The organism is Leptospira wolffii serovar Khorat str. Khorat-H2 (assembly GCF_000306115.2).
GTDB classification, from domain to species: Bacteria; Spirochaetota; Leptospiria; order Leptospirales; family Leptospiraceae; genus Leptospira_B; species Leptospira_B wolffii.
The window spans coordinates 105,777-123,679 of the sequence record NZ_AKWX02000004.1; the positions used below are offsets into that span (position 1 = coordinate 105,777).

A 17,903-nucleotide genomic window follows, 5' to 3' on the forward strand; every position below is an offset into this window, starting at 1 on the left:
CGTCTACGACTTAAAGATGGGAAAGAAGAAGGAAAAAGATTCGGGATTACCCCAGCCTCTGGTAAACAAAAAAGCCAGATTCAACTTCGAGCTGATTCAGTTCATCGAAGCGGGTATCGTATTGACCGGATCGGAAGTCAAAAGTCTCCGAGAAAAAAAAGCGAATCTTACCGACGCGTTCGCTAAGATCAAGAATGGAGAAGTCTTTCTGGACGGTTTTTCCATCACTCCCTATAAGAACGGCGGTTATGCGAATCATCCGGAGATCCGCCCCCGCAAACTTCTCCTAAAAAGAAAAGAGATCGAGAAGCTGGAAAAACAGGTTAAGGAGAAGGGACTCGTACTCGTCGCTACGAAAGTCTATTTCAAAGACAACCGCTGGGCCAAGGTGGAACTCGCGGTCGCTAAGCCTAAAAAGCTTTACGATAAGCGGGAAGATCTCAAGAAAAGCGACGCAAAAATGGAAATCGCAAGAGCCATGAAGGCCAAAAATTTCTCCTAATGTCCTCTAAGAAAAAACATACACCCGTCGTAAGTATCGTCGGTAGACAAAACGTGGGTAAATCCACTCTATTCAACGCCCTTTTAAAAAAGAAATTGGCGATCACGGAAGATTATCCCGGAGTCACTCGAGACGTTCTCCAGGCAAGAGTATTGCATCCCGAGAAAGGATTGGATTTCTTTCTATGCGATACTCCCGGTCTAGATATAGAAAGACCCGAAGCTCTCGAAGAGGCCGTACTTGAAAACGCGTTTCGACAATTATCAAAATCCGACCTAGTCGTTTTCCTTTTGGATCTGAGAGAAGTAACCGCATACGATTCCAAGCTCATAGAACAATTCCGAAAAGATCCGGAGTTGAATTCCATTCCTGTGCTTTTCTGCGTGAATAAAGTGGATCATCCCGAAGATGAGGAGGATTTGGATTCCTTCTATCGTATGGGCCTTTCCGAAATTCTTCCAATATCCGCTATGGGTAGGAGAAATCTTCCTCTTCTTCTCGAAAAAATCGCATTCCTTTTACCTAATGCAAAAAGAAGAATCAGCGAAGAGGAGACGACCGAAACGACTCCGGAAGAGGATTTTAATTTAGCGATCGTAGGTAAACCTAACTCCGGAAAATCCAGTCTATTGAACGCTCTTTGCGGATTCGAAAGAGCCGTGGTAAGCGATGTGGCCGGGACTACCCGGGATTCCGTGGACGCTTCAGTTACTTTCGAAGGAAAAAAAATACGCATCGTCGATACAGCCGGGATTCGCAAGAAATCCGATAAAGCGGAAGCACTTGAGTTTTACTCTTACCAAAGAACGAAAAGGACCATCGAATCCTCGGATGTGGTCATTCATCTATTGGATGCACTCAAAGGTTTCGGAGAATTCGACAAGAAAATCGTCTCCCTCTTACAAGAAGAAGGAAAACCTTTCCTACTTGCCGTCAATAAATGGGATACCGTCCAGGACAAGGATTCCAAGTCTTTCAACGAATATAAGGACAGATTGTATTCTCGCTTTCCTCTTTTGAGAGAAATACAGATCATCACATTGAGCGCCAAAGAAAAGCAACGTATCCACAAGCTCATGGAGATGACCTTGGATCTGGCGGGAAGAGCCAAACGGAAAATTTCCACGTCCGAATTGAATCAATCTCTTCGAACCTGGATGACGGAAGCGGGGCGGTCCTTCTCCGCGAATCGACCTCCTAAGATGCTATATTGCACCCAAGTATCGGTCTCTCCCTTTCATTTGATTCTATTCGTAAATCATGTGGATTATTTTAAATCCAATCTATTGAGCTTCTTAAAGAAGAAGCTGACGGAAAAATACAATCTCCAGGGAATTCCCATCCGTTTGGAACTTAGATCGGATCGAAAATGAGCCTTACGTTTTTATCATATATTGGAGCTTCCTTTCTGGTCGGATCCGTGCCTTTCGGATTTTTGATCGCCAAGAAATACGGTCTGGATATCCGTAAAAAAGGAAGCGGCAATATAGGCGCCACCAATGTGAGCCGAATCCTAGGCTGGAAGGTAGGACTGCCCGTTCTGCTACTCGATATCGTAAAAGGCGTAGTCCCTCCTTTGGCGATTCGTATCTTCTATTCGGATACTCAGGAGATTTTGGCCTTACTCTGCGGAGTTGCCGCGGTGTTAGGGCATATGTTTTCCCCCTTCTTAAAATTCAAGGGAGGTAAGGGAGTCGCCACCAGTTTCGGAGTATTTTCCGTTTTGGCGCCGATTCCTATTTTGGCCACCCTGATCGTATTCCTTAGTTTAAAGAGAATTTTCGGTTTCGTGTCCATAGGTTCTATCGGAGGAGCGATTGCTTTACCGATTTCTTATGTTCTATTTGCGATCTGGCAGTCCAAAGATTACAATACTCCCACGTTCTGGACGATCTGCGGGATAAGTTTTGCGATTCTTATTCTTCATAGAACCAACTTGATCCGTCTTCTCCAAGGGCGAGAATTCGCCTCCGATAAGGAAAAATATAAAGATCAGTAGCCCAGTTCATTCTCCTAGGTTTCGTCGAAGCCCTTGAGCGCCGTCCATTTTAAGGTTGAATTCCAAGTGTACTTTTCTTAAGATCTGTTCGTTGGCCCGACCATGATCCATAAGGAAATCGACGAGAATAGAACTAGAGAAGAAAAGATCGCCAGTCTGGATCGTTTTCTCGCTGCCCATCCGTTGGTCGAAATCCAGGATCTTTATAAATGGTTGTATTACGGAGAATTCGGCGAGATCACCGTCCAGGAATTCTATACGGAGCGAAAGAATGCGCCGGAACTCCACTCCATGTTGGAGGACCTACGTCAGGATGCGGAAAAAGACAGAACCCGTCGGATCGTTTGGGAGGCGCAAGGATTTAGCCAACGCTATTTGATGATTTATCTGACTCCTTATTTCAATCTGGAGTATCCTTTGATGCGGATCGTAAATCTAATGCAAAGGTCTTCCGCATTCCAAGGGTATAGGATGCGTTTCAAATTGGATTGGATTCTTCTGAAAGACGAGATCGTTTCCCGAGACATGGGGATTACCAAACAGGATTTCATCAATTTCGAGGATCGCATCCAATTTCACCAACTCCCCGAGTTGGATTTTTCGGATACGTTCAAACAACATTATCCTGCCGCTAAACGTATCGTAGCCGCCAAATTATTCTTCGAATATTTTCCGGAATTCATACAGGAGCCGACAGGCTTCACTCTACTCGAGGACGTGGTAGTCTCCCAGGAACCGGAAGACGAAGAGGATATCGCTTATCCTAGATGGGAAGGAGAAGCACTTTAATTCGGATCACTTTCCGTTTTCTTCGGTCTAACCACGGAGATGTTCGATCGCTTAGAACCGCTTTTCTCTTTTTTGCATAAGCGCTTTTTTTACTTTGTAATTTTGTCCTATCTACTTGGCGGAGTGTTGCCTCAGTTCGGAATTTGGATCCGAGACATGGATTTCGGAACCTTCTCGCTTTTGGGAGGGCGGATCAAGATCTCTCTGTCCCTCGTTCTTTTATCTCTGTTACTCCTGAATGCGGGACTCGGAACTAGAACCTCCGAATTAATCGGGCTATTGAGAAAGCCGCGACTCTTATTCTTAGGGTTATTCGCAAACCTTTCCATTCCGATCTTGTTTACCTACGCGGTTTCCATTTTAATGGTCTTTTGGCATAATCCCGACGAGGTACAGAACATTCTCGTAGGATTGGCTTTGATTGCATCCATGCCGATCGCTGCATCCTCTACCGCATGGTCTCAGAAATCCAACGGAAATCTTGCTTTAAGTTTGGGACTCGTGGTCTTCTCCACCATCTTAAGTCCGATCACTACTCCGATCGGATTGCACTCCGTAGGCTTCATCACCACGGGAGATTATTCGGAGAATCTTCATGAGATTGCGGATAAGGGCGCGGGTCTTTTCCTATTACTTTCGGTTCTATTGCCTACGATTCTCGGCTTGGGATTGCATTTCCTAATACCGGAAAAGTCGTTGGAAACGGTTAAAAAGCCGATTAAGGAAACGAACCTCGTAAATTTACTCGTACTCAATTATTCCAATGCGTCCGTGGTATTGCCTCAGGTTTTTCGAAATCCGGACTGGGATTTTCTTTTCGTTATTTTTCTGATTACAGGAGCATTATGTTCTTTTTCTTTCTTCGTAGGTTTTGCGATTTCCAAATTTGTGAAAGCACGCGATTCCGATCGGTCCTCCATCGTATTCGGTTTAGGGATGAATAATAACGGGACCGGATTGGTACTTGCTTCCCTAAGTTTGGCGGGTCATCCTTCGGTGATGTTGCCGATTATCTTTTATAATTTGGTCCAGCATTTGGTGGCGGGATATGTGGATCGAAAGTTATCTTTTGGAAGAGAAGAATTATGACGCGATGAATTTCGGCGATGCGAGCCCCAGTAAAGCTTGAAAAAGCATGAAATTTCCAGCTTTACAAAACTCCCTTAGGGAATAGGATTTTGTTAAAAGAGGAAATTCGCAGCATGTTACAAGAAATTAACGCGGCAGGAAGCAATAACCGAGCTGCCAGACAGTTTTCCCAATCCGAGTTCACGATCCGCAATATGCCGGACCGTCTACACCCTCTCAGCAATATGGAGTCCGTAGTGTCCGGACCTAAAAATCTGGCGAAAGTGGGAGTAAATACGGACGACCAAATGACTCGTAGAGGTTATTTGATCGATCTAAACGTTTAATCTTTTATCTTTTTCAATCTTGCCAAAAAGGGCAAAAGCAAAAGCTCGACCGAGTAGGTCGGGCTTTTTTTATCCCCGATCTTAAATATTATTAAAACATAATATATGAGTCGAAGAAACGAAAAAGCACGGAAAACGAGCGAAATCCAAATTCGATTTGCTGCCGGTCGGCCCGGGCAAAATCTGGTTTTAGAGGCCCGATTCTGAAAAGCTTGGATTCTTCCGCAAAGTTCGTTCTTCTTCTTGTAGTCGCTATGATCAGCTGGGGATTTGCCTGGCCTTCCGCGAAGTCCATCGTAGGTATGGAACATCCCATCGTTATCATTTTCTGGAGGTTCTTGGCGACCGCTCTTTCCCTTTTGCCCGTTATCTGGTGGAGAAAAGATTCTCTCAAACTTCCGGATCGCAAGGCATACTTCCAAGTGATTTTGGGAGGAATTCTTTACACGATTTACAATCATTTCTTCCTTTTGGGTTTATCCCAAGGGTTAGCGGGAGCAGGCGGAGTTCTTGTGACCACCATGAATCCGATTCTGACTTATGTACTCGTGCATTCCTTGCAGAGAAAAATTCCCACTCTGAAGGAATTTCTGGGATTGGGAATCGGACTCGTAGGAGGACTCGTACTTCTGAAAATTTGGGAAGGAGATTGGTCCCAGCTTTTTCAATCCGGAAACGTATTCTTTCTACTATGCGCCTTTAGCTGGGCTATTCTAAGCATGAATAGTCATAGCACCGGCCAAAAAATCTCTCCCATGGTTTACAGTTTTTACGTGTTCTCGGTGGGAGCCGCGATCGATTTTGTCGCCGCATTACAATACGACGTGACGGGAGCCTTGGATAACGGAACCGACTTCTGGTTGCAGATACTTTATCTTTCCGTAATATCTACTACTTTCGGAACTACGGTTTATTTTTACGCTTCCAGCCGTTTGGGTTCCAGGACGGCCAGCTCGTTTATCTTTCTCGTGCCGGTAACGGCTCTTTTCGGGAGTTGGATCTTTTTAGGAGAGATTCCCGGAGCGAGTACTTGGATAGGAGGAAGTCTTGCAGTATTCTCCGTATTTTTACTGAATCGGGGAGGATCTAAGAAGAATGGAGTAGAAGGAGCGGATTCTCCCGTTTAACCCCAGTTTGATTTGTAATAGATATCGCCCTTAGGCGCTATTTGGAATCCTTCCGGATGTTCAAGGACCATCCCCGCTTCCTTCAGGTCCTCCAAATAAGGGCGAAGTTTACGCTCTCCGAAGGATGTCCGAAATTCCAGATCGCGCATGGTAACGAATTCCTGTTTTTGGCAGGCATGGTAGATGTCTTGGAGAATGGAATCCGAAACATTCATCTTTTATAGGTTTCAGTACAGTCTCGGTGCGGTCACGTCTAAAAAAACGTAGGCGCCTGGTTCCACCTCCCTGCTGAATACGATCAGGTCTTTCACCGCATCACGATCGAAGTAGCGGTCGCTCATCCCCCAGTCCTCCGGCCTTCTCAGAGAATCCTGCAATTGCTTATAGAAATAGGGGAGGTAAGACCAATTCTTTCCGATTCCATGACTGGTCTCTCGGAAGGATTCTTCTCCCGTTCTCATATAATAAGGGGAAAGTTGGGTTCCTTTGGAATCGGTAATATAAGCGCGATGGATTTCGGGAGAAGTTCGAAATACGGTATAGGCATCTATCAGATACCGATTCGCGATCCTCAGCACGGGAAAAGGATCCAATAATTCCTTCAGAGTGAGTCGAATGTTCCTCTCGAAGGAAAGTTCCCTTCTCATCTGCTCCGTCTTTTTCTCATGAAAGAAATTCACCATTTTCTTAATGGAAAGAGAAGGTTCCTTACCGTTTGCCAGTTCCGGACCGGGACGAAGAAGAAGGAAGCCCTGTAGGAATCTCGCTCCGCCTTCCAGGGCGAAATAGAGTTCTTCCTGTGTTTCCAAACCCTCGTACAGGACGGAGGCTCCTAAGGAAAAAGCCAAATCTCTTATATGCTCCATCACTTTTCGAACGGAAGGAGACTTGGCGGAGGCTCGTATGAGACGTAGATCCATCTTCAGAAAGTCGGGACGTAACAGTCCTACTCTTTCTATACCGGAAGCTTCCGAGCCTAAATCGTCTAACGCGATCCTAAATCCGTAAGCTCTCAGTAAATCCACGGCGATTCGAAGAGAATCGAGACTACCCGAAAATTCCTCCTCGGTGACTTCCAATATGATTCTGTCGGGATCCACTCCATGTTCTCTGGCTAAACGGAGTAATCGAAATGAATCGATTCTTTCGTTCTCCAACTCTCGGTAAAGGCGATTCGGAGATACGTTTAGGAATATCTTGGATTGGTCCGGATGAACTTTCAGTTTCTTTAATGCGATGGTCCAAAGTCTTTCCTCCAGGTCGCCTAATTCGGAGTCGGACAGGCCGGATTCTGAGGAGAATAGATGGCCTGCAGATTCCCAAGCATCTCCGTTTCTTTTTCTCGCCAATACTTCGTGTGCGAATATGCCTCCGTCTTCCACCGAGAGAATCGGTTGGAAGAATGGCTGGATTTCCGTGTAGGAAGCCTGTAGGATCATTTCTGCTATATTGGATGATTGTATCGCTATAGCAAGCGGTATCCTTCTTGGTCTTTGTTTTTACGCGAAGGATGCAGGTTTTATTCTTCTTTGTTTGATTATATTAAACGAGTTCAAGATTTGCTGCCTTAAAAGGTAAAGGCAGAAAGCAAAATTAGGAATTTTCCGCAGAGCGGATCTTCCGAAAGAGCGGAAAGGTAAGTAGAACGAGTAAAATTTCCAGACCCCCGAATACAATCCCTGTCCAAGCAATTGAGTAAGGCTTACCGATATTTTCTGCCAAAGCGTTTTCCAGGCTGATAGATAGAATGGGGCCGAGTAGAAATCCGAAGGAGCCGAGCCCGGTAAATACGGTCATAGTCGTCGCATTCATTCTGGGAGGAGATAAGGAAGAAGCGAGTCTCATTGCAGGGACATACATGATTCCCGCTCCGATTCCGCAGGCTACCATGGAAAGAGTGAGTGCGCTCGTGCTTTCCAAGAAACCTGTGCTTGCCTGAGCGATTCCGTAAATGAAAGAGCCGATCCAAACTAGACCGATGGAATTCCAACGCTTGGAAAGTACGGCTGCCGGTAGGGAGAGCAGACTCATGAGTAGAAACATTGTCCCGAATAGACTCCCTACTTTTCCGGGAGTAAAACCCAGATCCTCTCTGAGATGAAGGTTCAAGGAGCTTAAGAAATATCCCACTGTGAATCGGTCTACGAAATGGAATAGGATGGGAACGAGAAGTAGCGGTGAGAATTTGAGAAGAGCCTTCGCATTCTCCGCGTATATTTTTTCCGACTTGTAAATGCGAGAATCCCGCAAAAATAAAAAGGAGACTATTCCGAGTAATACCAATATTCCCCCTCCGACAAAAAAAGGAAGGAGAGGATTCGAATTCCCTAAAAATCCCAGACTCTGACCGATCCCTCCGCCTAATGTGAGTAAGGTCCCGGCAAGCCCGAAGAGAATTCCCTTATTATAAAATCGATTTTCAGGATCCTTTTCTCGATCGGAGATAGATGCCAGTAGGAGTCCGATCACGAAAATATGAGCGCCTCCTTCCAAGAATCGAAGGAAGAAAAGGGAGGCTTGGTCGGGCATAAAGGGAAGCAATACGAGAAGAATCGCATCGACTAAGGAAAAGGCGGCGATCAATGTCCTTCTAACGCCGAGTCTATCCGAGATCCAGCCCGCCAAAGGGGAAAATAAAAAGGATCCGAGCATTGCCGAACTTTGGAACCAAGCCACTCCGTAACCGCTTCCGCCGAATCTATCCTTTACGATTTCTTTATATACTGGGACGATCATTGTGACCGGCAGCATGGCCAAAAAAATCAGGGTCAGTGTGATCCAGGGAAAAGAGGTCGAATCCTTAGGGCCGACCTCCCGACTTAATTCTAAGCTTTTCGACAAATCTTAGCTCCTAGCGGGGCTCGCTAATACTTCGTCAAATCTATCCTTTCCTATGGAGGACACCAGTACATCTTCCAGTTCGTCAAAGACCTTTTGGTTCAATTCGAAAACTGTATTGGCTTCTTCTACGATTGCATTCCTTTCGGAATCGGAAAGAGGAAGTTCGTCTAGAGCTTTTCTATATTTGTCTTTGAAGTCCTTGGCGCTTGTGATCTCAGGAAATTCGTAAAAGTCCAGACCCACAGTGCCTTCTATCCCTAAAGCTTTTGCGGCCACTCTCTTTAGTATTTGTCCTCCGGAAAGATCTCCCAGATATCGCACGTAACTATGAGCGACGAGAAGAGGAGCTTGCGAATTTGCAATACTCCGGATTCGATCTGCATACGCTTTAGCTGCGGGACTTTGCACTGGAACATGTCCTGCTGAAAAGAAATGCGCCAGATCCTTCTCGATCTGCTTCTTTCTATTCAGTTCCGGGAAATAGATTTTTCCAAGGATGGCATCGTTTTTCTTTTTCTCGAGTTCTTCTTCCAAAGCGGAATATACGAAATAAAAGGACTCTAAATGCTTCGCGTAACTTTTGGGTTCCAATACCCCTTTCATGAAGCATCGAATGAAGGCGGAATTTTCTGCGGCGGTATGGGAGCCGGAAGTTCCGTCTCTCAGTAATTGGGCTAGGCTCATCTGGTTTCTCCTGACAATACTGTGACAAATCTTGTATTCTAGGACTGAGAGTCAATCTCAAAAAATAAAAAAGCCGGAATTCGGCAACGATCTTTCTGGAATCGAGCTTTGTTTTGGTTTCCGTGTAGTACCTTCTAGGCTTCTTAAGGAGAGTAAAACGGGTTTGACTGATGGTCCGGCAGACTTTATCTGCATCTTCGTGCGAAGAATGCTATCCGCCTCTCCTTCCTAATTTTATTCGTTTTCATCTCGAATAGCTTCGTTTCCGCTAAAACCGTTTCGGAGTAGAAGAAGGGAGAATACGCTACCTACTTTTACCAAGGAACGGATGGATACAAGGGAGGCCTTTCCTTTGCCTCTGTTTTCCGGACAAGACGAGAGAATTACCGACGATTCTGGTCGTGAATGTAAATGTAAGGAACCGATTTGGGAGGTTGCAGACATGGAGGTCTGTTTCGGTTGACGGACTTACTCGGAAGTCCGGAGAAATCGGATGCTTCGTTTCGAAAATTTGCGGAAGAGGGACAAAAAGGACTTCTACTAAACGGTCTCCTGTGCAAGGGATCTGAAAATCGTGCGGGTAGATGAAAGTTCCGCTATTTTTTGCGGAATTTTCGTATTCCTTCTAGCGAAGGTTCTATTGTGGAAGCTTCGAATAGCTCTCCTGGCGAGACCGTTGGATGACTATCTTTGGGATCTTATTTTTTCTGTCCTTCCTCCGGGAATTTCGAATAATTTGAATTAGAGGTTCCTTTACGATGCGAATGTTTCTTTCGACGTTCTATTTAGTTCTAATTTCCCAAGGAATATTCCATTGTAGTTCTAACAAAAAGGAAACCCCCGAAGAAATTCGCAAGAAACAGTTTTCTTCTTTGACTACCTTTTATTCCGGTAAGGAAGGAAACGGCTTCGAGACTCCGGACCCCAAAGCTCCCGTCGTTTCCCATTTTCATAAAGATCAAAAAATTAAAATTATAGAATCTTTCACGGATCCACGTAGAAATCTTTTCGGTTGGATTTTAGTACAGGATGAGTTCGGAAAAGAATCCTGGATTCGGAGAGAATCGATCGGAGCAAGGTTACAATCAAACGAAGGAATCGGAGAAATTTATTCTCCGGGAAGAGTTTTCGATGATGGAAGTTCAGAATCGGCGCATCCGGGGGAGAATCTGGGATTGACGCTGGAATTTTTCCTCCAAAAAGGGGAGATCTATTCTTTCGGCCATTGGGAAAAGAAAAAATACAGGCAATTTTCCGTAGGCTCCAAGGAGAAGCTCAAATACTTTTCAGAATCTAGGAATGCCGTTTTAGACATAGCGAAAGCTAGACGATTGGGCGAAAAGGATGACGGAAATCTGGGCTGTTGGTTCGGGTATAAATACCGTGCTAAATCGGAAATTCCTCCGGAAGAGATCCGCCTTAAGGACATCGTATATAAAGGCGACATCCAACCTAAGCTGATAACCGGCGAATTGCAATTTTCGATTAAGGACGAATTACTCATCGATCGGATTCTCAAAATTGCGGAAGAATTGAGACCGTATTCGAAGATCGAGGAAATAAGACGAAATGACGATTTGCGTCCTTGGAAATGCGAGAGCGACCATTGCCATACGGCTATCTGGAAACTTCCGAATAAAACGTATCTCTTTGTGACCTTGGAGAATAGGACCGGTCCCGGCGTTCAGTCCTTATTCCTAATCGTGTCGATAGAGAAAGGAATCGAGAAGGTGATATTTTATCATTTCGATCAAGGTTCGGAAACCAAGGCTCTTTTTTTTAGTCGTCTGACCGATATAGACGGGGACGGTGTTCCTGAACTTTGGTTGAGCGATGAAAATTCCCAAGGAGAATCGTTTATTATGAAATTCTTTCTACTCGAAAAAGACCTGCTACTACCTTTGGGGAAAAGATATTGGACTGGGTGTTAGTTTTCCCTCATCTCTTTCGTAAATGTATATGCCCTTCTTAAAGATCACCAAGAAAAACGCGGAGTTTCAGGTAATCCAGGCCTTGAAAGAGAATCGCGTCAAGAGAAGCCAATCCCATGAAATCTTCGTGGAAGGAATCGAGGTCATCAAACAACTTATACGAACCGATCGAAAAATCACCAGAATCATCGTTAAGGATAGGGAGAATATTTCGAATTGGGCCAAGGACCTGATCGAGTCGCACAAAAACGCAAAAATCATAGAAATGGCGCCTGAGTTGTACAATGAGCTTTGCGATAAATCCGAGCCTTCGGAACTCGTCGTCACCGCGTTTCATTCTTCTCTTGCGCTGGAGGATTTGGTTCTTCCTGCAAATCCTTTTTACGTTCTATTCGATAGACCGAGCGATACGGGAAATTTCGGATCCTTTCTTAGGTCGGCTGACGCTTTCCGAGTGGATGCAATTTTCGTAATGGGTCATGGGATCGATATTTACGAACCGAAAGTATTAAGATCCAGTTTGGGTAGCGTATTTCATCAGAAGATCGTTTCCTTGGAATCCTTCGAGATCCTACAAAAATTTCTTTCGGAGGAGAAATCCAGGATTTCTTTACGAGTGATCGGTACGGATTCGAAAGGTTCTGTTTCTCTTTCCGAAACGAAATTGCAGAGGCCGATTTGTATGATACTCGGTAACGAGGCCAAGGGTATGAGCGTGAAGTTACAATCCTTATGCGACGAAATCGTTTCCATTCCTTTGGACGGAAACGTGAATTCTTTGAATGTGGCCTCTGCCGCTTCGATTTTTATGTGGGACGTTTTTCGGAATAGCCGGACTTAAGGGGAATCGGGTGGCGCCGAAGAACCTTAGTCCTCCATATCCCAGAAAAAGTCCTTATTCGTAAGTTCTTCTTCCCGGGCGAAGCTTGTGTCGGATTCTTTTTCTTCCCTGGTTTCCGGAAGATCGTAAGCCAGTCTTTCCAGGTCGTTCGTTTCTTTTTCCCAGTACTCGTCCGTCCCGAAATGAGGGAATGCGTTTGGAAAAGAGGGATCCTCCCATCGTTTTGCAATCCATGCGGAATAATGAATGTATCTTAGCCCTCTTAAAGGTTCTACAAGATCGAACCAGGAGTCAGAGAATTCCCGAAACTCCCTATATCCTTCCAGAAAAAGTTGCCTTTCATAATCCGCTCTTTTGTCTCCAAACGGCAAAAGCATCCAAAGATCCTGGATGGCCGGTCCGGTCACGAAATCGTCGAAGTCTATGAAACAGAATCCGTTTGCGGTCAGTATAAGGTTTCCCTTATGGCAATCTCCGTGTATCCTATGCACCGGGACGTTGCAGGAGATTTCGGAATAGGTCTGGAAGATTCTTCTCGCTGCGGCTTCGTATCTGGAATGTAGAAATTTGGGAAGGAACTCCTTCTCTTTCAGAAATTGGAGGGGAATCTCTCCGAAATTGCGGATATCCAGATTTAAGCGATGCGCGGACGGTTTGGATTCTCCTATATTATGGATTCTGGCTAGTAACCTTCCCAGAATGGGAAGGTTCTCTTGGCTAAGTTCTTCTACGAGTCTTCCCTTCTGCAAGGGCCATAAGGTATAATAGATTCCCTTAGTTTCCCGGACCGTGACCCCGTTTTCCAACTGTAAAGGAGCGATTACGGGGATCTCGGAATCCTCCAACTCTTTTAGAAAACCATGTTCTTCTAATATTTGGTCCAGAGTCCAACGTCCCGGTCTGTAGAATTTTACGATAATCCGTCCGCCTTCTTCCAGTCCCACATCGTAAACGCGATTTTCCAGGCTGTTTAGTGCCAGACAATGACCGGAAACGGGAAAGCCCGCGTCTTCCACCGCTGTCAGGACGGAATCTATATCCAATCGATTATAGAATTCTTTTCCGGGGATCTCCATGGCAGCTAGTCTCCTACCAGAAGTTTTCTTCTCAAGCTGGAAAATTCCTTTAAGATTGCTCCTAAGAATAATTGCACCTTGCGAGGCTCGTCCAATTTGTCCTTATGTCGAAGAATGTAAACTTCCGTTTTTCGAATCAAATAGCGTAGGTCTTCCCAATTCCCCAGCTCTTTTCTAAAGAGTTCCAAAAGATCCGCGTAACTATTCTCTTTTCTCTCAGGTTTTGCGAACTCGGAATGGATTCTATCCAGAGTGTCCAGTAACTCTTTCTTAAATTTGGTAGGAGATCCTACAAGAGTCTCCTGCAGATTTTCAGGTGTCCAGGCTGGGAATTCTTTCCAAAAGCTGCCATGGTCCGGAAAGCCGGATAGAATCCGACTCGCTTCTTCCGGTCCAATATTCTTCACATTCTCTATTTTTGCGCCTTGGGTGTTCACGTTATACACCGGAAAATCCAAGGAATTAGCGGATTCTTCGAACCAATGGCGATATAAATCCAGAACGTAATCGGTAAGCACTTCGGATCCTGTGACGGCAGGCACGTATCGGGTGTCCCTTTTTCGGACGATACTTTCGTTGATCTTTTCCAAACTAGTCCTACGGTTTAGAAGAGTCAGCCATTTCTCGTTATGGTGGGTTCCAGTAGAATGGATCTCCCTACCCGAATAGGCCAGATCCTGTCCGACTAAAAAGCAAGGTTTGCAGCCTAATCCCCGCAAAAGATCGAATGCAGTCGTGGCGACGCTTCCTCCCGATTGCACGTCCCCGATGGGCCCTAGTAATGTCTCCGCGCTACGGCTTCCCGCAGTCGCCTCCCGCTTCAATTCTCCGGATGCGTCCACAAGATACTTTGCGGTAAGACTATGCACCACGGATTTAAATTTCAAATTTCTTAATATGGGAGGAGAGCTAACTAAGTCCGCAAAAAGAGGAATTTCGGAGGTATCCTCTCCTAAAAAATGGAATACGGAATGGGTTTGGGCGTCCAGAGTCATGACTCCGTCCGGAACGATTCCGTGTTTTAGCAATACTTTTAGGGAAGTGTCGCAGGACATTATGAAAACTTTATTTTGTACGGACCGGATCCATTCGCATTGTCGTCTGAGGTTCGGTCCCGCCGAAACGAGAAGAGAAGGAACCCCTTCGAATTTTCCTTTTAAGGATTCGATTCTCGTCCTGGGATTGAAGGAAGAAAGATAATTTGCGGTATTCACTAAGGAATTTTTTACCCAGATTCTTTCGAATTCGAATTTGGTGAGTAGATCGCTCATTTTAGAGGACAGAATCTTTTTCAAACGTATATCTATCTCGGCGTAGAATACTTCGTCCGTGGAAATGCTTGCGGCATTTCGCAACACTCTGATTCCGGAAACTCTTTCCACGGGTAGGGATTCTATATAATTCCAAAGAAGAGGGAGAGAAGATTCTCCTAAGAACAAATGCCTTCCCGGAATTTCCATAACAGGCTCGAGCCACTCGTTCCAAAGTGGAAATAGAAGATCTTTTTCCCGGTCGATGAGAAGTAGGATCTGCCCCGGTTCCAATTTGGAATGTACTTCTCGGATGAGATGAGGGTTCCCGAGGCCTAGTATCGCCACTAAATCCGTGGATTGGATGGAAACAGAATCGGTTTGCCTTTTTGCTTGAGTGAAAGGCGCTACGGAACTTGCCAAAGCACGTCCGTCTCTAGAAAGAAAAAATTCTTTCGGATTCTTTGCCGCCTCTAAGCGAAAGCGGGAAGGATCCGCAGGGGCTTCCTGGAAATATAGACGGAGGTAGGGTTTTTTCCCGAATATTTCTCTTGTTTTTTCCGGGAGATCGTGAGACATAATACTCCTAGGCATTCCAGAGTCTGCCCGATTCTGGTCACTTGCAATCAATTTCCCATAGAAACACAAAAAACCATATGTATCTGAAAAGCCTGAATATTGTTGGATTCAAGACCTTCGCGGACGAGACGGAAGTCATTCTCGATCCGGGATTTACCGCAGTCGTAGGACCTAATGGTTCCGGTAAATCGAATATAGTCGACGCATTAAAATGGGTCTTCGGAGAAAAATCCGCCAAGGGACTCCGCGGGGACAAGATGGATGATGTCATCTTCCACGGTTCCGAAGCTCGCAAGCCCGCGGGCTACGCCGAAGTCAGCGTGGTCTTCGATAATTCTTCCAAACTCATTAAGATGGATTATCCCACCATCAAATTGACCCGCAGATTGTACGCGGACGGAAATAACGAATATCTAATCAACGATTCCAGAGTACAAAGAAAGGAAATCGAAAAGATTCTACTAGATACCGGTATCGGTAAATCCAGTTACTCCATTATGGAGCAAGGTAAGGTGGATCGTATTCTTCACTCCAAGCCAGAGGAAAGGAGGCTGATCTTCGAAGAAGCCGCCGGAATTTCCCGCTTCAAGATGGAAAGGCAGGAAGCCTTAAAGAAACTTTCCGACACCAACCAGAACCTTCTTCGCATCCAAGACATCATGAATACCATGAAGAAAGAAATGGAGGTCAAGGAGAAGCAAGCGGAAAAAGCGGAGGAATATTTCCGATTGAAGCAGGAATTGGACGAGACCGATAAGGTGATCCGTTTTCTGAAATTCGATACTCTTACCCGTAAACATTCCAATTCCGAGAACGAACTGAAAGAGATCAAGGAGAAGAACCGTGTTCTCTTGGAGAGAATCTCCTCCGAGACGGGAAGGATCGAGCTCCTGGATTCTCAAAAATCCGAATTAGAGAAGAAGGTGGCGGAGATCGACAAAAAACTCCTGGACCACCTGACTCAGACTCAGATCCAAAAAGACAAGGTCGAAAGCAATAAGGGCATTATCCAGGATTATGTGGATCGGATCGCCGAGATCCGAGAGACTCTTTCCAAAGAGGAATCCTCCCAGAGCATCCTGCAGATCGAAAAAGAAAAGCTGGAAAAAGAAGCGATCGATCTAGAGGGAGAAATCAAGAGCCTGGAAGTCGGGATAGAAGAATTAAGAAAAAATAAAATTCTTCTAGAGGCAAAGATCGAAGGGGAAAATACCTCCATCCAGGAAAAAGAAATACGGATCCAATCCAACGACAAACGTCATGTGGAACTCCGGGATAGACTTAAAGAAGTCATCTACGATCTTATCAGCCAATTGGAGTCCCGTAAAAAGGAGGCTCTCGCCACCGAAGAGGAGAGAAATCGTTTAAAGGACGTGCTACTTTCCGAAGCGGACCGTATCCATTCCGTGAGTGAGGAACTCCGAAAAACTTTAAGCGGGTCCTATCACGAGGAAAATGCAAACCAGGCCTCGGTTCTTGTCGAATCTCTGCAAACGGAACCTTTCCGCGCCCGTTTGGGAGAATATTTCTCCTTAGAGGACAGTATCCGAAGCATGCTATTCGATCGGGACGGCTTCCTTTCTCAGAAGGAAGGCTTGGATCAGGAGATAGAGGACTTGATTCTGGAAAATGAGAATCATACCCGCTCCATCAAAGAATCCGGAATCACCATCGAAACCCTTAGGGAAGAGGTGGAAAGTATCCGGGAAAAAATCGTATTCTTAGAAAAACGAATCCTGGAATTGAATTCCGAACGAAATTCCAAGGTGGAGGGAGCCAAGTCCCTATCGGAAAGAATAGAAGAAGCCAGAAAAAGAATTCTTACGGCCCAAGAGTCCGAGAAGAATCATAACTCCAAAAAATCGGAGTTCGAAAAGGAAGTCGCGGAGTTAGAGCAGCAAATCGAGAATCGTTACAACGAATTCTTGGAAATGAGCCGCGCTTTGGATTCGGAAAAGGAAGCACTGCGCAATATCGTAAAGGAAATCCAAGGACTCAAAAACGAGATCCAAAGAAACCAGGAAGATTATAAGAATCTGTTCCCCATTCTCACCGAAAAAGAAAAGGCCGTTTCCGTCTTCAAGGTGCAATTGGAATCCTTCTCCGAAGAACTCTATAACGATTATTCCATCTCCGAACAGGAATTGTCCGACGAATTCAAGGACAGGAAAGTAGAGAAGGGAGAAAGCGAAAGCAAACTGAAACGATTGAAATCCGAGATCCAACTACTCGGTTCCATCAATCCTCTCTCCATCGAAGAATATCGTAACGTTAAGGAAATTTACGAGCACCATAGGACCCAAAAAGAGGATATCGAAAAGTCCAAAAACGATATCGCGGAGATTCTAAAGAACATCAACGAGGAATCCGAAAAGCTTTTCCGGGAGACCTTCGAAAAGATCCGGGAGAATTTCCAGGAAACCTTCTCCACCTTATTCAACGGGGGTAGAGCGCTTTTAGAACTCGTGGATGCGGAAGATAGTTTGAACGCGGGCATTGAGATCATGGCGGAACCTCCCGGCAAGCATGTGCAGAACCTAAGGCTACTCTCCGGAGGAGAAAAATCCTTAACTGCAATCGCTCTATTATTCGCGATTTATATGGTGAAACCTTCTCCTTTCTGCTTTCTGGACGAGATCGATGCGGCTCTGGACGAGGCAAATAAGCTTCGCTTTTGCCAGATCCTGGATAAGTTCAAGGACAAGTCCCAGTTCGTGGTCATCACTCACGCCCAGTCCACCATCCATCGTGCCAACTCCATTTTCGGAGTCACGAACGAGGAGCCTGGGATTTCTAAGATCATCAGTCTTAGATTGGACCAAGCCAGGGATTTCTCCGGCAAGGTCACCGAAGCGGTTTAGAATTTTGG

The 17,903-nt window shown here is 45.4% G+C and carries 17 protein-coding genes; 10 read left to right on the top strand and 7 right to left on the bottom strand.

Features of this window, described 5'->3' with window-relative positions; translation table 11 throughout:
• Positions 1 to 16: 16 nt before the first annotated feature.
• The 7 genes from smpB to LEP1GSC061_RS00545 all read left to right on the top strand — a co-directional run bounded on the left by smpB (position 17) and on the right by LEP1GSC061_RS00545 (position 5,832).
• Complete coding sequence (gene smpB / locus LEP1GSC061_RS00515; RefSeq protein WP_016544044.1) at positions 17 to 502, top strand: SsrA-binding protein; 486 nt, start codon at positions 17 to 19, stop codon at positions 500 to 502.
• Positions 502 to 1,875, top strand: a complete 1,374-nt coding sequence (der, locus tag LEP1GSC061_RS00520) for a ribosome biogenesis GTPase Der (RefSeq protein ID WP_016544124.1) — start codon at positions 502 to 504, stop codon at positions 1,873 to 1,875. Before smpB ends, der begins: the two co-directional genes overlap by 1 nt.
• Positions 1,872 to 2,501, top strand: a complete 630-nt coding sequence (gene plsY / locus LEP1GSC061_RS00525) for a glycerol-3-phosphate 1-O-acyltransferase PlsY (protein WP_016543311.1) — start codon at positions 1,872 to 1,874, stop codon at positions 2,499 to 2,501. The genes der and plsY overlap by 4 nt, the downstream gene beginning before the upstream one ends.
• 102 nt (positions 2,502 to 2,603) lie before the next feature.
• Positions 2,604 to 3,290, top strand: coding sequence for a hypothetical protein (locus tag LEP1GSC061_RS00530; protein ID WP_016544151.1), 687 nt, complete (start codon positions 2,604 to 2,606; stop codon positions 3,288 to 3,290).
• 39 nt (positions 3,291 to 3,329) lie between these two features.
• Positions 3,330 to 4,379 carry a bile acid:sodium symporter family protein gene (locus LEP1GSC061_RS00535; RefSeq protein WP_016543683.1) on the top strand — a complete coding sequence of 350 codons (1,050 nt, stop codon included), beginning with the start codon at positions 3,330 to 3,332 and terminating at the stop codon, positions 4,377 to 4,379.
• Positions 4,380 to 4,492: 113 nt separating this feature from the next.
• Entirely contained in the window at positions 4,493 to 4,705 is a 213-nt protein-coding gene (locus LEP1GSC061_RS00540) for a hypothetical protein (RefSeq protein ID WP_016543439.1), read from the top strand.
• A 203-nt stretch (positions 4,706 to 4,908) separates the two neighbouring features.
• On the top strand, positions 4,909 to 5,832 hold the full coding sequence (locus LEP1GSC061_RS00545; RefSeq protein WP_084680445.1) for a DMT family transporter: 924 nt from the start codon (positions 4,909 to 4,911) through the stop codon (positions 5,830 to 5,832).
• On the opposite strand, the gene LEP1GSC061_RS00550 is transcribed toward LEP1GSC061_RS00545, so the two are convergent.
• The 5 genes from LEP1GSC061_RS00550 to LEP1GSC061_RS00570 all read right to left on the bottom strand — a co-directional run bounded on the left by LEP1GSC061_RS00550 (position 5,829) and on the right by LEP1GSC061_RS00570 (position 9,801).
• Positions 5,829 to 6,047, bottom strand: coding sequence for a hypothetical protein (locus LEP1GSC061_RS00550; protein ID WP_016543687.1), 219 nt, complete (start codon positions 6,045 to 6,047; stop codon positions 5,829 to 5,831). The two genes, LEP1GSC061_RS00545 and LEP1GSC061_RS00550, sit on opposite strands and share 4 nt — an antisense overlap.
• Before the next feature lie 12 nt (positions 6,048 to 6,059).
• Positions 6,060 to 7,271 carry an EAL domain-containing protein gene (locus tag LEP1GSC061_RS00555; protein WP_016543900.1) on the bottom strand — a complete coding sequence of 404 codons (1,212 nt, stop codon included), beginning with the start codon at positions 7,269 to 7,271 and terminating at the stop codon, positions 6,060 to 6,062.
• Between the two features lie 154 nt (positions 7,272 to 7,425).
• Positions 7,426 to 8,673 (bottom strand): MFS transporter, encoded by a 1,248-nt coding sequence (locus LEP1GSC061_RS00560; RefSeq protein ID WP_016543840.1) that lies wholly within the window; start codon positions 8,671 to 8,673, stop codon positions 7,426 to 7,428.
• A gap of 3 nt (positions 8,674 to 8,676) precedes the next feature.
• The gene (locus LEP1GSC061_RS00565) at positions 8,677 to 9,357 is read right to left on the bottom strand and encodes a biliverdin-producing heme oxygenase (RefSeq protein WP_016544153.1); all 681 of its coding nucleotides are present in this window, start codon (positions 9,355 to 9,357) and stop codon (positions 8,677 to 8,679) included.
• A 234-nt stretch (positions 9,358 to 9,591) separates the two neighbouring features.
• Complete coding sequence (locus tag LEP1GSC061_RS00570; RefSeq protein WP_040507506.1) at positions 9,592 to 9,801, bottom strand: hypothetical protein; 210 nt, start codon at positions 9,799 to 9,801, stop codon at positions 9,592 to 9,594.
• 428 nt (positions 9,802 to 10,229) lie between these two features.
• Here LEP1GSC061_RS00570 and LEP1GSC061_RS00575 point away from each other — a divergent pair, with 428 nt between their 5' ends.
• Both LEP1GSC061_RS00575 and LEP1GSC061_RS00580 read left to right on the top strand, forming a co-directional pair.
• On the top strand, positions 10,230 to 11,288 hold the full coding sequence (locus tag LEP1GSC061_RS00575) for a hypothetical protein (RefSeq protein WP_156844467.1): 1,059 nt from the start codon (positions 10,230 to 10,232) through the stop codon (positions 11,286 to 11,288).
• 28 nt (positions 11,289 to 11,316) lie between these two features.
• Positions 11,317 to 12,129: a TrmH family RNA methyltransferase gene (locus LEP1GSC061_RS00580; RefSeq protein WP_156844468.1), complete on the top strand. Its 813-nt coding sequence runs from the start codon at positions 11,317 to 11,319 to the stop codon at positions 12,127 to 12,129.
• Positions 12,130 to 12,155: 26 nt separating this feature from the next.
• Here the strand turns inward: LEP1GSC061_RS00580 and LEP1GSC061_RS00585 are convergent, their stop codons facing one another.
• Positions 12,156 to 13,205 (bottom strand): serine/threonine protein kinase, encoded by a 1,050-nt coding sequence (locus LEP1GSC061_RS00585; RefSeq protein WP_016543626.1) that lies wholly within the window; start codon positions 13,203 to 13,205, stop codon positions 12,156 to 12,158.
• Positions 13,206 to 13,210: 5 nt separating this feature from the next.
• Complete coding sequence (locus LEP1GSC061_RS00590) at positions 13,211 to 15,034, bottom strand: motility associated factor glycosyltransferase family protein (RefSeq protein ID WP_016543660.1); 1,824 nt, start codon at positions 15,032 to 15,034, stop codon at positions 13,211 to 13,213.
• Between the two features lie 77 nt (positions 15,035 to 15,111).
• Here LEP1GSC061_RS00590 and LEP1GSC061_RS00595 point away from each other — a divergent pair, with 77 nt between their 5' ends.
• Complete coding sequence (locus LEP1GSC061_RS00595) at positions 15,112 to 17,895, top strand: chromosome segregation SMC family protein (RefSeq protein WP_016543889.1); 2,784 nt, start codon at positions 15,112 to 15,114, stop codon at positions 17,893 to 17,895.
• Positions 17,896 to 17,903: the final 8 nt, after the last annotated feature.

Coding starts and splice junctions, on each gene's coding strand:
- LEP1GSC061_RS00570 (WP_040507506.1), bottom strand. CDS start 9,801: ATGTCTGCAACCTCCCAAATCGGTTCCTTACATTTACATTCACGACCA.
- LEP1GSC061_RS00590 (WP_016543660.1), bottom strand. CDS start 15,034: ATGTCTCACGATCTCCCGGAAAAAACAAGAGAAATATTCGGGAAAAAA.
- LEP1GSC061_RS00585 (WP_016543626.1), bottom strand. CDS start 13,205: ATGGAGATCCCCGGAAAAGAATTCTATAATCGATTGGATATAGATTCC.
- der (WP_016544124.1), top strand. CDS start 502: ATGTCCTCTAAGAAAAAACATACACCCGTCGTAAGTATCGTCGGTAGA.
- LEP1GSC061_RS00595 (WP_016543889.1), top strand. CDS start 15,112: ATGTATCTGAAAAGCCTGAATATTGTTGGATTCAAGACCTTCGCGGAC.
- LEP1GSC061_RS00565 (WP_016544153.1), bottom strand. CDS start 9,357: ATGAGCCTAGCCCAATTACTGAGAGACGGAACTTCCGGCTCCCATACC.
- LEP1GSC061_RS00555 (WP_016543900.1), bottom strand. CDS start 7,271: ATGATCCTACAGGCTTCCTACACGGAAATCCAGCCATTCTTCCAACCG.
- LEP1GSC061_RS00530 (WP_016544151.1), top strand. CDS start 2,604: ATGATCCATAAGGAAATCGACGAGAATAGAACTAGAGAAGAAAAGATC.
- smpB (WP_016544044.1), top strand. CDS start 17: ATGGGAAAGAAGAAGGAAAAAGATTCGGGATTACCCCAGCCTCTGGTA.
- LEP1GSC061_RS00550 (WP_016543687.1), bottom strand. CDS start 6,047: ATGAATGTTTCGGATTCCATTCTCCAAGACATCTACCATGCCTGCCAA.
- LEP1GSC061_RS00580 (WP_156844468.1), top strand. CDS start 11,317: ATGCCCTTCTTAAAGATCACCAAGAAAAACGCGGAGTTTCAGGTAATC.
- plsY (WP_016543311.1), top strand. CDS start 1,872: ATGAGCCTTACGTTTTTATCATATATTGGAGCTTCCTTTCTGGTCGGA.
- LEP1GSC061_RS00535 (WP_016543683.1), top strand. CDS start 3,330: ATGTTCGATCGCTTAGAACCGCTTTTCTCTTTTTTGCATAAGCGCTTT.
- LEP1GSC061_RS00540 (WP_016543439.1), top strand. CDS start 4,493: ATGTTACAAGAAATTAACGCGGCAGGAAGCAATAACCGAGCTGCCAGA.